Origin of the sequence: Pseudomonas sp. TH06 (genome assembly GCF_016651305.1) — a bacterium.
Lineage (GTDB): Bacteria > Pseudomonadota > Gammaproteobacteria > Pseudomonadales > Pseudomonadaceae > Aquipseudomonas.
Genome location: NZ_JAEKEC010000001.1, coordinates 3,829,647 through 3,842,667, shown reverse-complemented (window position 1 = coordinate 3,842,667; position 13,021 = coordinate 3,829,647). Strand labels below are relative to the sequence as shown.

Below are 13,021 nucleotides of genomic sequence, written 5' to 3'. Positions count from 1 at the left end.
TAAAGTCGGCAATCGACCAAAAAAATCCGATGTGGAATCGACTTCTTCACCAGAGCTTGTAGGGCGATTCTGAAAAACCCCTTTGACATAACCATTCAGCGCTGGGGTTTCGTACCCTCTGAGACCCGTATTGCCTCACAGAGCCCGCTCGAATGCTCAATGACAAGGAAAGTCCGTTCACCCTCACCCTGATAGATAGCGGATTGTGCCTGCCGGTATTACGTTTTCACGGCGAGGAAGCGCTCAACCAGCCCTATCGCTTCGACATCGAACTGATTGGCCTGGCGCCCGCCGTGACGCCGGGCGCATTGTTGCAGCAGCCCGTATTTTTGCGCCTGGACGACCAGCATGGCATTCACGGCATGATCCACAGTGCCAGTTGCGAACATCGCGGCACCCACCGGATCGGCTATCGACTTGTCGTGGTGCCAGCCCTGCAAAAGTTGGCGCAACCCAGCAAACGGCGTGTTTTCGTGCAACAGAGCGTGCCGCAGATTCTGCAGCAGTTGCTCGCGGAAAATACCTTGCCCGGCGATGGCTATCGGATTGAAATGACCGTGGGCCACTACCCGGCACGGCCGTTCTGCATCCAGTTCGACGAGAGCGATCTGGCGCTGCTGCACAGGCTTTGTGAAGAGGAAGGTATCCATTATCACTTTGAACACCGGGCGGACAATCACGTTGTCGTGTTCGCCGATGACAGCTTGAGCTTGCCGCAGGAACCGGCGCTGGTGCCGTTCACCGATGATGCGCAAGCGCCCTTGCCGAGTGTCAGCGCGCTTTACCAGCATCACCACGCCGCGCCTGTTGCGACGCTGCACGCCGTGCGCAATCGAGGGCCGCAGGCAAGCAGCGAAGCGGCTGCCAATCAGACCCCGGCCAATGCGCAGCCAAGCCTGCCGTCACTGGAGCAACGCCACAGTGAACAACGCAGTCGGCGTCACCTGGAGCGACAACGTTGCCAGCTTCGTTCGATCAATGGTCGCAGTGACTGTATCGGTTTACTCAGCGGGCATTTGCTGCAAGTGACCGAGCATCCGATCAACAGCTTCAACGAACAATGGCGGATCACCTCGATACGCCACCAGGGTCAGCACCCATCGATTCTTGACCCGCGTCCGAGCGAACATCGCTATCACAACGACTTCACCGCTCAGCCCTGGTCAAGCGACTTCCGCCCGCCGCTCAAACAACCGCGCCCCGGCATCGCCGGCTATCATCTGGCGCAAGTGCTTGGCGCGGCGGGGCATCCGGCGCGACTGGACGAACAAGGACGCGTCGCTGTCAGGTTGTGGCCGGCGCAACCATCGGCAACCGCCGATACCGATGCGATCTGGCTACCGGTTGCCATGACCCGAGCCAATGGCCGAGTCGCGCCCGATGACTTGCCTTGTGCGGGCAGTGAAGTGTGGGTGAGCTTCCTTGACGGCGATCCGGACCGACCGATTCTTTGCCTGGGCACCCAGCGCAATCCGCCCTCACAAAAAACACCGCCCATGCACGACGACAGCTTGTTGCTCGACTGGCTGCTCAATCAGCCGCACCCCCTGTAAACGCCGTTATGGATTGGCAACCTCCGCCCCTGCAAACGCTGCAATGGATTGCCAACCCCACTCCCTGTAAACGCTGCAATGGATTGCCAACCCCACCCCCTGTAGGAGCTGCCGCACGCTGCGATCTTTTGATGTTGTCTTTTAAAACAAGATCAAAAGATCGCAGCGTGCGGCAGCTCCTACAAGGGGAACGATGAGGTCCATTTATGGGGTTCAGCCTTTGTCGGCCTTGCCCGCGGCAGCGGCGAATTTGGCCAGGCGCACGTCCAGATGCCGAGGGCGCCGGCCGTGATCTTCGGCGCGTTCCTTGCGGCGAATAGCGTTGCGCACCATCAGGGAACCGAGGTAGCGGATCGGCTCCGGCGGGAAATAACCCAACGGCCCGTTGACCAGCGGTGAACGCGTCCACGGATTATCCAGACCCTGCACCAGCGACGCGAGAATCTGCCCGCCCATGTGGCACGGGCCGACACCGCTGCCGGAGTAACCAAACCCGTAAAACACATTGCCGCTACTGCTCATCTGGCCAAAGAACGGCAGCCCGGTGACCGAGCGATCCGAGGGCCCGTTCCACGTTGCATCGATTTTCACATCGGCAAACGCCGGGAAAAAGTCGCCCAGGCTTTGCTTGAGCAGCCCCGCATACGGCGACGGCTGATCGAACACCGGCAGCATTCGCCCGCCATAGGCAAAGGTGTTGCCGCCCTTGCCGAGCATGATCCGGCCGTCCGCCGTGTTGTGGTAGTAGTGCACGAAAATCCGCGAGTCGAGCACGGTGACGCCACTGGTCAAACCGATTTCCTGCAACAGATCCGGACGCGGTTCGGTGATCAGCATGTCGCTGGAGACAATCGCCACACTGCGTTCGAACTGTGGAAAGGCACGCGCCATCCACGCGTTCATCGCCAGCACCACGCGGTCGGCAATGACGTTGCCGTTGGCGGTCTGGATACGCGCCGGGCGCCCTTCCTCGAGGCCGGTCATCGCCGTGTTTTCGTGGATTTTCACGCCCAATTGCAATGCCACCCGGCGCAGTCCGCGCACCAGTTTGCCCGGTTGCACACTGGCCGCCGCCGGCGAAAACCAGCCTTCCAGGTGCTTGCTCGAGCCGGCCATGCGCTGCACATCGGCGACCGGACGCTGGCTGAACGAATTGATCCCGTTGCGCTCCAGCGCCGCGATCACCGCATCCGTCGAGCCGACCTGCGCCTGATTGGTCGCGGTGTACAAGGTGCCGTCGAGACGGTATTCGGCATCGACGCCGTACTGCTCGCAGAACTCGCCGATGGCATGAATGCTGCGCTCGGATTCCTTGACCAGGCGCACTGCTTCCTCGACGCCAAACAAGCGCTCGAGGGTGAAATATTTGGCCGACCACGACAGCGCACAGCCGCCGTTGCGTCCACTGGCGCCGGCGCCGCAGATGTCGGCCTCGATCAACAACACATCGAGTTCGGGGTTCTGTTGCTTGAGCATGATTGCCGTCCACAACCCGGTGTAACCGCCGCCGACGATGCACACGTCGGTGCGGACTTCGCCTTGCAGCGGTAGACAAGTCGCCGACGTATCGGCCTGCAAGGCCTGCTCCAGCCAAAACGGTCTCATGGATTTTCTCCAGTCAGTGGGCCACGACACAGCCTGCCGCGAACGCCGCAGCAGGCCGCGAGGCAAAGGGTTTTCAGGTACGCAGCGGTTTGATCGTCAGCGGGCAATTGGGAATCGACGCGCGCGGCTCCATCACCCCGACCGGGCGACTGTTCCAGTGCGGGATCAGTACGAGCGCCGAGAACAGCGCGCAGCCGGCGAAGACGATGAACACCGTCACCGAATCGAAGTAACCCGGCAGCAAGCCACCGAGCACCGCGCCGACCGAGCCGCAGCCGTTGACGAATCCGGCCGCCGTGGCGCCAGCCTTGGCTTTGCCGAAGTCGATGGCGGCCGCACCGCTGATCATCGAGTCCGGGCCGTACAGGGTCAGGCCCATGACAAACAGCAATGCCACCACCAGCAACACGCTGCCGGTGTGCAGGGCACCCATGAACAGCGCCAGCGTTACGGTAAGCGCCAGCAGACTCAGCACGCAGGCTGGCATGCGCCGGGCGCCGAAAAGTTTGTCCGAAGCCAGACCGATCATGATCGGCCCGAGCAACCCGGCCAGTTCAAAAGAGGTGGGAATGATCGCCGCGCCAACCTTGCCGACGCTGGGCATTTGCTCGAAAACGATCACCGGGCCCCACAACAGAATCGCGTAACGCGCCGGTTTCAGCATGAAATACGCCAGGCCCAGCACCAGCACCGTGCGGTTGCGCAGGATCTCCTTCAACGGCTCCCACACACTGAGTTTGCTGTTGGCCTCGGTCTCAGCAGCGCTCAGTTCCGGCTCGGGTTCCACCGCCGGCAGACCGACGTCTTCCGGTTTGTCGCGCTGGAAGATAAAGAACAGAACAGCCACCACGGCGACCACTACCGCACTGGAGATAAACGCCGCGTGCCAGGTACCGATCAGCGTATAAGCCCACCAACCGGCGAATGGCGACGCCACCAAACCGCCAAACGCGTAGCAGGAACTCCACAACCCGAGCACTCGCCCGCGCTGTGCGGAAGGGAAAAAACTGCCGAGGTTTTTACACAGGCCCGACCAGCCCGTGGACTGCGCCAAGCCCTGGATCAGCATGCAGGTGGCGAAGATCGGCAGCGTCGCGAAGCTGCCCATCACCAGCGCCGCCGCCGCGGAAATCAGCAATCCACCGAGCACAACGACTCGTGGGCCAAAGCGATCAGCGAGCATGCCCCAGGTGAATTGGCCAATGGCGTAAGCCGCCAGATAGATCGCATCGAGGTTGGCCATGGTCATCTTGTCGAGCATGAACGTCGGGTCTTCGCCGATGCCCAGTTTGGCCACAGAGAACGCTTTGCGGGTGAAGTAGAAAGCGGCGTACGCCAGCCAGGTGATCGCGAAAATCTGCATGCGCCAACGCGCAATAGTGCCGATGTGCTTATTCATTGTGGTTCTGACCTCAGGGTGTGAGTGTGCCGGCAGAATCGTTGAGTAAACGCCTGTGTTTTTTATTGTTGAGCACTGCGATATCACCCCATCCCTATGGCGATACCGGTCAGATGAGTCCTGCTGTTGCACGCGCAGGCTCATCGCCAACCCCGCTGCCCGACCGGGCAGTCAGCGATGGCGTGAGCCGATCAAAGCAATTACTGTTTAATAAATAAAATCGATTTATCGTATTTCACACATAAGCTCAGCTTGTTACTGACCGTTTAATCAGGAGTCACCATGTCTGTCTCCCACGCTCAGCTCAAAGCGTTTCATGCCGTGGCCGTACACGGAAGCTTCACCAAAGCCGCCGAGCGGCTTTTCCTCACGCAACCGGCGATTTCCGACCAGGTGCGCAAACTAGAAGAACGCTTCGGCGTTCTGCTGTTTCATCGCAATAAACGCTCGGTACGCCTGACGGATCTGGGCGAGCGCTTGCTGGCAATCACCCAGCGTCTGTTTGTGATTGAAGCCGAAGCGCAGGAATTGTTGCAGGAGTCCCAGGCGTTGCAGACCGGCAGCCTGATTCTGGCGGTGGACGCGCCAGTGCATGTGCTGCCGCAGATCGCGCGGTTTTGCGAGCGCTATCCGGGGATCAGCGTGAAGATCGAGACGGGCAACACCGACGAATCGCTGTTTCGGCTGTTCAACTATCAGGCCGATCTGGCGCTGCTGGGCCGCGATGTCAGTGATGAACGCTTGCTGTGCGTGCCGTTGCGCAACGACCCGATGGTGGCGTTCGTGTCGCGTAATCATCCGTGGGCCGAACGCGAGTCGATCTGCCTGGCCGACCTCGACGACACGCCGCTGGTGTTGCGCGAACACGGTTCGGTAACGCGGCAGACGCTGGAAGAGGAAATGGCCCGGGCCGGATTTCGCATACGCCCGGCCATTCAGGTCGAGGGCCGGGAAGCGGCACGCGAGGCGGTGGTGGTGGGGATTGGTGTCGGGGTGGTTTCGGCGGCGGAGTTTGGCGCGGATTCGCGGGTGTGTGCGCTGCCGATCATCGATTGCACCCGGCGGTTGACCGAAACGCTGGTGTGTTTGCGTGAGCAGAGTTCGCGGCGAGTGGTGGCGACGTTTCTCGACATGGTTCGCGAGAGCCTGGCGTAATCAGGGCCGGCCCCTTCGCGAGCAGGCTCGCTCCCACATTGGAACGGGTTCCTCCAGAAGAAACGCGGTCGAATGTGGGAGCGAGCCTGCTCGCGAAGGGAGTACCACGGTTTATCAAACGGGTGCGAGACCAAAAAAGGCCTGAATCAGGCGCAACTCCCGTCGCCGTTCCATGCACCCGATCATGTGCCGATTGACCAGGCCCTCGCCAACAATCGGAATCGCCACCACTCGCGGGTCGTGGCTGACCTCCACCGAGGACACCACGCCCACCCCCAGTTCTGCCGCCACGGCTTCCGTCACTGCCTCGCGGCTATCCAGCTCCAGCAGCACGCGTGGCTGAATCGAAGCCTGCGTACAGGCCTGGTCAAACGTGCGCCGGGTGATCGAACTCGGCTCACGCAGCACCATGATCACCTGATCCAGCTCTTTGAGTCTCACGTCTGAAGATCGCGCCGCCCACGGATGCCCTGCCGGCACCAATGCGCAAATCCGCGACTCGCTCAGCGCCTGCAAATGCAGACCTTTGCGCGGTTCGACCTCAGTCAGCACGGCCACATCGGCGTGCTCCGATAACAGCGCCGCCAGGGTTTCCTGAGCATTGCCCAACCGCAGATTGACCGTGATGCCCGGATAGCGCGCACGCAGACTGGCGAGCATCGGCATCACCATGTGCGGGCCATCCGCCGCCACCTCCAGCCGCCCGGTGAGCAGTTGCCGGTTGGCTTCGAGCATCGTCTGCGCTTCTTCCGCCAGCCCGAACATCGCCCGGGTAATGGCCGCCAGTTTGGTGCCCTCCTCCGTCAGCTCCACTCGTCGCGCAGTACGCCGCAGCAAAGTGATCTGGTAGTGCTCCTCCAGCGCCTTGATGTGCCCGGTGACCGCCGGTTGGCTGATAAACAGACGTGCGGCGGCGCGGGTGAAGCTACCTTCGCGGGCCACGGCATCAAAGGCGCGGAGCTGGAACAAGTTCATGAATAACTCTCACTGATGGCTGGCATAACAACAAACAATTTGATTGATGCAACGGCGAATTGCAACGTATGCCCCGTAGCTTCATCCCACAGCGCAATCCGAGGACACACGAATGAGTATCGCCGAACCCATCCTGCTCACTCCCGGCCCGTTGACCACTTCGGCCCGCACCCGACAGGCGATGATGGTCGACTGGGGGTCATGGGATGACCGCTTCAATCAACTGACCGCCAGCCTTTGCGAACAATTGCTGGCGATCCTCAACGGCGCGGCGACCCATGAATGCGTGCCCCTGCAAGGCAGCGGCACCTTTGCGGTGGAAGCGGCGATTGGCACGCTGGTGCCGCGCAACGGCAAAGTGCTGGTGCTGATCAACGGCGCCTATGGCAAGCGTCTGGCGAAGATCTGCGAAGTGCTCGGCCGCCCCTTCAGCACCTTCGAAACCGCTGAAGACGAACCGACGACCGCCGCTGACGTCGATCGTCTGCTGCGCGCCGACGGCACCATCACCCACGTCGCATTGATCCACTGCGAAACCAGCACCGGCATTCTCAATCCACTGCCAGAGATTGCCCAGGTTGTTCAGCGACACGGCAAACGCTTGATCATCGATGCCATGAGTTCTTTCGGCGCACTGCCGGTGGATGCGCAGAACGTACCGTTCGATGCGCTGATTGCCGCGTCCGGAAAATGCCTGGAAGGTGTGCCGGGGATGGGGTTTGTCTTCGCTCGCAAAGAGTCGCTGGCTGCTGCTTGCGGCAATTCGCATTCGCTGGCGATGGACCTGTTCGACCAGCACACCTACATGAAAAAAACCGGCCAATGGCGCTTCACCCCGCCGACCCATGTGGTCGCGGCGCTGCATGAAGCCCTGTTGCAATACAACGAAGAAGGTGGCCTGCCGGCACGGCATGCGCGCTACGCCGCCAACTGTCAGACACTGATGAAGGAGATGGGCAAACTCGGTTTGCGCAGCTTCCTGCCGGCGGCCATTCAGGCGCCAATCATCGCCACGTTTCATGCGCCGAAAGATCCGCGTTACCAGTTCAAGGATTTCTACGAGCGGGTCAAGGCCAAGGGTTACATCCTCTATCCCGGCAAACTGACCCAGGTCGAAACGTTCCGCGTTGGCTGCATCGGCCACGTCAGCCCGGACGAAATGCGCCAGGCCGTCGCCGCTGTGGGCGAAGTGCTGCGCGAGATGGAAGTGCTCGACATCTGATTACCACCACAAATCCCCTGTAGGAGTGAGCCTGCTCGCGATGAGGCCGTGTCAGTCGACCAAGATATTGAATGACCAACCGCTATCGCGAGCAGGCTCACTCCTACATTGAACCGCATTTCAACTGAGGAATTTTTGCCATGAACTATAACAACCCAACCAAGCTGCAAGCCGCGATCCTCGACTGGGCCGGCACCGTAGTCGATTTCGGCTCGTTCGCGCCGACGCAGATTTTTGTCGAAGCCTTTGCCGAGTTCGACGTGCAAGTCTCCATCGAAGAAGCCCGCGGGCCGATGGGTATGGGCAAGTGGGATCACATCCGCACCCTGTGCGATCAGCCACAAGTGGCCGAGCGTTATCGCAAGGTGTTCGGCCGCACGCCGACCGACGATGACGTCACCGCGATCTACAACCGCTTCATGCCCCTGCAAATCGAGAAGATCGCCGAGCATTCGGCGCTGATTCCCGGCGCGCTGGAGACCATTGCCAACCTGCGCCAACAGGGCATCAAGATCGGTTCCTGCTCCGGCTACCCGAAACCGGTCATGGACAAAGTCGTCGAACTGGCCGCCACCAACGGCTACGTCGCCGACCACGTTGTGGCCACTGACGAAGTACCCAACGGTCGCCCATGGCCGGCTCAGGCACTGGCCAACGTGATTGCCCTGGGCATCGATGACGTGGCGGCTTGCGTGAAGATCGACGACACCGAGCCGGGTATCCTTGAAGGCCGTCGCGCCGGCATGTGGACGGTGGCACTGATCTGCTCCGGCAACGCGCTGGGCCTTGATTACGCCGGTTTCCGCGCGCTGGGCAGCGATGAACTGGCCAGTGAACGCAAGCGTATCCACGCCTTGTTCGAGGGTTCGCGCCCGCACTACATGATCGACACCATCACTGACTTGCCGGAAGTGATCGCCGACATCAACAAGCGTCTGGCCAAAGGTGAGATGCCGCAAAGCAGCTGATTGCGCGGCCTGCGGCAAACAAAAACGCCAGTGTCTGCACGACACTGGCGTTTTTTTTGGGCAAACCACTGATTTCGCGCAGTGAAAGAGTTTTTAGACTCGGGCAAATCGGCCAAAGCGGATTACAGTTAAAGCATACCGTCGCTCAAGAACGGTACGTTTCGACCTGATCTGTGAGGAAACACCGTATGCCGTGGACAAGTTCCGAATCTCGCTACAGCACCGTGTCGGTCCTGCTGCACTGGCTGATGCTGGTGTTGTTGGTGCTGGTGTACGCCAGCATGGAATTGCGTGGCCTGTTTCCCAAAGGCAGCGGCGGCCGCACGCTGATCCGCGAAGTGCATTACATGCTCGGCCTGACCGTGTTCGTGCTGGTGTGGTTTCGCCTGCTCGCGCGCAGCCTCGGCCCTGCACCGAAAATATTCCCCGCCTCGCCGCAGTGGCAAACCGTACTGGCGCGGCTGATGCACTGGGCGCTGTACCTGTTCATGATCAGCATGCCGATTCTCGGCTGGTTGATTACCAGCGCCGAAGGCCATCAGGTGATGTTCTACGGGTTTGATCTGCCGCTGCTGGTGAATGAGGACAAAGCGTTCGCCAAGCAGGTCGAGCACTGGCACGTACTGATCGGCACCATCGGTTACTGGCTGATCGGGCTGCATGCACTGGCGGGGCTTTATCACCACTATGTGGTGGGCGATAACACCTTGTTGCGGATGATGCCCAAGCGCGGCTAAACCGCTTTTGGGAGCACGCTGAATTCCCTGTGGTGAGGGGATTTAGCGAAACGTCGCACCGCCCCGATGGGCTGCGCAGCGGCCCCCAGTTCAGCCACCACTAATCAACCTGATTCACCGCGTATCGAGGTTTTGGGGCCGCTTCGCAGCCCAACGGGGATAAATCCCCTCGCCACAATGAATCTCCTCATGACAGAGATACGCTGCAATCAGGGGACGCGGTTGACCCCCCCGTCGCCCCTGCAATCCGCCGGTATGCACGAAGATCAGCCGCGTGCCGCTGGCAAATCCGCCCGCCTCGACGTGGCTCTTTAGCGCCAGCAACGCCTTGCCGGTATAAAGCGGTTCCAGCGGCACACCGCTCGCCTGCTCGCTACGGTCGATAAATTCAAGCAACCCGGCATCGACCTTGGCAAAACCACCACGACTGGCATCGATCAATTCATACCCTGCATTGGCCATCCCTGCTTCCAGGAGGATTGCCTCAACCTGCGGCGCCACTCCATGATCCTCCGGCACCGCCAGCGCGCCATACACCGGATGTTCATCGGCCTCGGCCAGCACCAGCCCCGCCAAAGTGGTGCCGGTGCCACAGGCCAGCCACCAACCGTGGTAATCGCTCCAGCCGAGATTCGTCAATTGCGCATCCACCTGAACCTTCAGCGTTGCGCAGCCCAATGCCCCGGGCAGTCCACCGCCGCCCTCCGGCACCGCATACAGCGTCGGATAGTGCGCCTGCCACGGTTCCCAGAACCCCGGCTCATGCCGCGCCCGATAACCGGCGTAACCCAGCCAATGCAACTGCATACCGAACGCCTGTAAATCCCTTACCGTCGACGTTTCCTGCGCATGCCCACGCAACAGCCCGACGGTTTGAAAGCCCAGACGCTTGCCCGCCGCGGCCAATGCATGCAGATGATTGGAATGCGCGCCGCCGAGGCTGATGATGCCTTCGGCGCCGACCCGTTCGGCGGCTTTGAGGTGCTCGGTGAGTTTGAACCACTTGTTGCCGCTGATCAGTGGATCGACCTGATCCAGGCGCAGGATCGCCACTTCAACATTGGCGGCGGCGAGCCAGTCGAGCGAGAGTAATTCGAGAGGGGCTTGGGGTAGCCAATCGGAGGGAGGCAAAAACATGAGCGTCGATTCGATCTGGACAGAGCCAGCATTCTAGTCGCTTATAAGCAGCCATCGCGAGCAGGCTCACTCCTACATTTGAAATGCGTCCACCTGTAGGAGTGAGCCTGCTCGCGATAGCCATTGGCACGCTAGGCCTGCGAAATCAAAGTTCGGCTGCGAGACGCGAGCCCTGGTTGATCGCGCGTTTGGCATCCAGCTCCACCGCCACATCCGCACCGCCAATCAGGTGCACGTTCTGCCCGGCCGCAACCAGCCCGTCATGCAGCTCACGCAACGGATCCTGACCCGCGCAGATCACGATATTGTCCACTGCCAACACCTGCGGCTCGCCGTTTTCACCGATGCGGATGTGCAGGCCTTCGTCGTCAATGTTCAGGTATTCGACGCTGTTGAGCATCTGCACCTGCTTGTTCTTCAGACCGGTGCGATGAATCCAGCCGGTGGTCTTGCCCAGACCGTCGCCGACCTTGGTTTTCTTGCGCTGCAACAGGAACACCTCGCGGGCCGGTGCATGCGGTGCGGGTTTGATCCCGGCCACGCCGCCTCGTGCCTCGAGGTGGGTGTCGATGCCCCACTCTTTCCAGAACGCGGCGCGGTCCTGGCTGGTCGCCACACCTTGATGGACGAGGAATTCCGACACATCGAAACCGATACCACCAGCGCCAATCACCGCGACACGCTTGCCGACCGGTTTTCGCTCAAGAATCACGTCGAGATAGCTCAAGACCTTGGCATTCTCGACGCCCGGAATGGCCGGCACACGCGGTGCGATGCCAGTGGCAAGGATGATCTCGTCGTACCCGCCTTCCACCAGTTTCGCCACGTCGACACGGGTGTTCAGGCACACCTCGACGTGGGTGGTCTGCAACTTGCGCTTGAAGTAACGCAGGGTTTCGAAAAACTCTTCCTTGCCCGGCACACGCTTGGCGATGTTGAACTGGCCGCCGATTTCGCTGGCCGAATCGAACAAGGTCACCTGATGACCACGCTCGGCCGCCACGGTGGCGGCGGACAACCCGGCAGGGCCGGCACCGACCACGGCGATTTTCTTGATTTGCTGCACCGGCAAATAGTTAAGCTCGGTTTCGTGGCAGGCACGCGGGTTGACCAGGCAACTGGTCAGCTTGCCGCCGAAGGTGTGGTCGAGGCACGCCTGGTTGCAACCGATGCAGGTGTTGATTTCGTCGGCACGGCCTTCGGCAGCCTTGTTGACGAAGTCCGGGTCGGCCAGAAACGGTCGCGCCATCGAAACCATGTCGGCATCGCCTTCAGCAAGAATCTGCTCGGCGATCTCCGGGGTGTTGATGCGATTGGTGGTGATCAGCGGAATGCTCACCGAACCACGTAGCTTGGCCGTGACCTTGCTGAATGCTGCGCGCGGCACTTTGGTGGCGATGGTCGGGATCCGCGCTTCGTGCCAGCCGATACCGGTGTTGATGATGGTCGCGCCGGCCTGCTCGATGGCTTTGGCCAGGGTGACAATCTCTTCCCAAGTGCTGCCGCCCTCGACCAGATCGAGCATCGACAGACGGAAGATGATGATGAAATTCGGGCCGACGGCCTCGCGGACACGACGAACGATTTCCACCGGCAGGCGCATACGGTTTTCGTAGCTGCCGCCCCAGCGGTCGGTGCGGTGGTTGGTGTGCGCGGCGAGGAACTGGTTAATGAAATAACCTTCCGAGCCCATGATCTCGACGCCGTCGTACTCGGCGGTCTGCGCCAGCACCGAGCAGGTGACGAAATCACTGATCTGCTTCTCGATGCCTTCTTCGTCCAGCTCTTTTGGCTTGAACGGGTTGATCGGCGCCTGAATTGCACTTGGCGCAACCTGTTTCGGGCTGTAGGCATAACGCCCGGCGTGAAGGATCTGCATGCAGATCTTGCCGCCCGCCTCGTGCACCGCGCGAGTGACGATGCGGTGCTTGAGCGCTTCTTCCTCGGTGGTCAGTTTGGCCGCACCGGAGTACACGCCGCCCTCGTCGTTGGGGCCAATACCGCCGGTGACCATCAGGCCGACACCGCCACGGGCACGTTCAGCGAAGTACGCCGCCATGCGTTCGAAACCACCCGGCTTTTCTTCCAGACCGGTGTGCATCGAGCCCATCAGGGTGCGGTTGCGCAACGTGGTGAATCCCAGGTCCAGCGGGGCCAACAGGTGCGGGTAATGGGGGGCGGTCATCGGTAACTCCACAACGAGCGATCACGGAAAAATTGCGGGAGCTCTGCGTCCCCCGTCAGTCATGTTCGACAGACTAAGAGTCGCA

10 protein-coding genes are annotated in these 13,021 nt (G+C 60.9%); 5 read left to right on the top strand and 5 right to left on the bottom strand.

Annotated elements, in window-relative coordinates:
• The first annotated feature begins 152 nt into the window (after positions 1-152).
• Positions 153-1,553 (top strand): type VI secretion system tip protein TssI/VgrG, encoded by a 1,401-nt coding sequence (tssI, locus tag JFT86_RS17285; RefSeq protein ID WP_201237609.1) that lies wholly within the window; start codon positions 153-155, stop codon positions 1,551-1,553.
• A 213-nt stretch (positions 1,554-1,766) separates the two neighbouring features.
• Here tssI and JFT86_RS17280 read toward each other — a convergent pair whose 3' ends face one another.
• Both JFT86_RS17280 and JFT86_RS17275 read right to left on the bottom strand, forming a co-directional pair.
• On the bottom strand, positions 1,767-3,158 hold the full coding sequence (locus JFT86_RS17280) for an FAD-dependent oxidoreductase (RefSeq protein WP_201237608.1): 1,392 nt from the start codon (positions 3,156-3,158) through the stop codon (positions 1,767-1,769).
• A gap of 73 nt (positions 3,159-3,231) precedes the next feature.
• Positions 3,232-4,557, bottom strand: coding sequence for an MFS transporter (locus JFT86_RS17275; RefSeq protein WP_201237607.1), 1,326 nt, complete (start codon positions 4,555-4,557; stop codon positions 3,232-3,234).
• A 282-nt stretch (positions 4,558-4,839) separates the two neighbouring features.
• Between JFT86_RS17275 and JFT86_RS17270 the strand changes: the two genes are divergently transcribed.
• On the top strand, positions 4,840-5,712 hold the full coding sequence (locus tag JFT86_RS17270; protein WP_201237606.1) for a LysR family transcriptional regulator: 873 nt from the start codon (positions 4,840-4,842) through the stop codon (positions 5,710-5,712).
• Positions 5,713-5,826: 114 nt separating this feature from the next.
• Here JFT86_RS17270 and JFT86_RS17265 read toward each other — a convergent pair whose 3' ends face one another.
• The gene (locus JFT86_RS17265; protein WP_201237605.1) at positions 5,827-6,687 is read right to left on the bottom strand and encodes a LysR substrate-binding domain-containing protein; all 861 of its coding nucleotides are present in this window, start codon (positions 6,685-6,687) and stop codon (positions 5,827-5,829) included.
• Between the two features lie 112 nt (positions 6,688-6,799).
• Here JFT86_RS17265 and JFT86_RS17260 point away from each other — a divergent pair, with 112 nt between their 5' ends.
• The 3 genes from JFT86_RS17260 to JFT86_RS17250 all read left to right on the top strand — a co-directional run bounded on the left by JFT86_RS17260 (position 6,800) and on the right by JFT86_RS17250 (position 9,614).
• Positions 6,800-7,909 carry a 2-aminoethylphosphonate--pyruvate transaminase gene (locus JFT86_RS17260; RefSeq protein ID WP_201237604.1) on the top strand — a complete coding sequence of 370 codons (1,110 nt, stop codon included), beginning with the start codon at positions 6,800-6,802 and terminating at the stop codon, positions 7,907-7,909.
• A gap of 140 nt (positions 7,910-8,049) precedes the next feature.
• The gene (gene phnX / locus JFT86_RS17255; RefSeq protein ID WP_201237603.1) at positions 8,050-8,877 is read left to right on the top strand and encodes a phosphonoacetaldehyde hydrolase; all 828 of its coding nucleotides are present in this window, start codon (positions 8,050-8,052) and stop codon (positions 8,875-8,877) included.
• Between the two features lie 188 nt (positions 8,878-9,065).
• On the top strand, positions 9,066-9,614 hold the full coding sequence (locus JFT86_RS17250; RefSeq protein ID WP_201237602.1) for a cytochrome b: 549 nt from the start codon (positions 9,066-9,068) through the stop codon (positions 9,612-9,614).
• Between the two features lie 114 nt (positions 9,615-9,728).
• Here JFT86_RS17250 and JFT86_RS17245 read toward each other — a convergent pair whose 3' ends face one another.
• Positions 9,729-10,751: a 1-aminocyclopropane-1-carboxylate deaminase gene (locus tag JFT86_RS17245; RefSeq protein WP_242489493.1), complete on the bottom strand. Its 1,023-nt coding sequence runs from the start codon at positions 10,749-10,751 to the stop codon at positions 9,729-9,731.
• A 145-nt stretch (positions 10,752-10,896) separates the two neighbouring features.
• Positions 10,897-12,936, bottom strand: a complete 2,040-nt coding sequence (locus JFT86_RS17240; RefSeq protein ID WP_201237601.1) for an NADPH-dependent 2,4-dienoyl-CoA reductase — start codon at positions 12,934-12,936, stop codon at positions 10,897-10,899.
• Between the last annotated feature and the right edge of the window lie 85 nt (positions 12,937-13,021).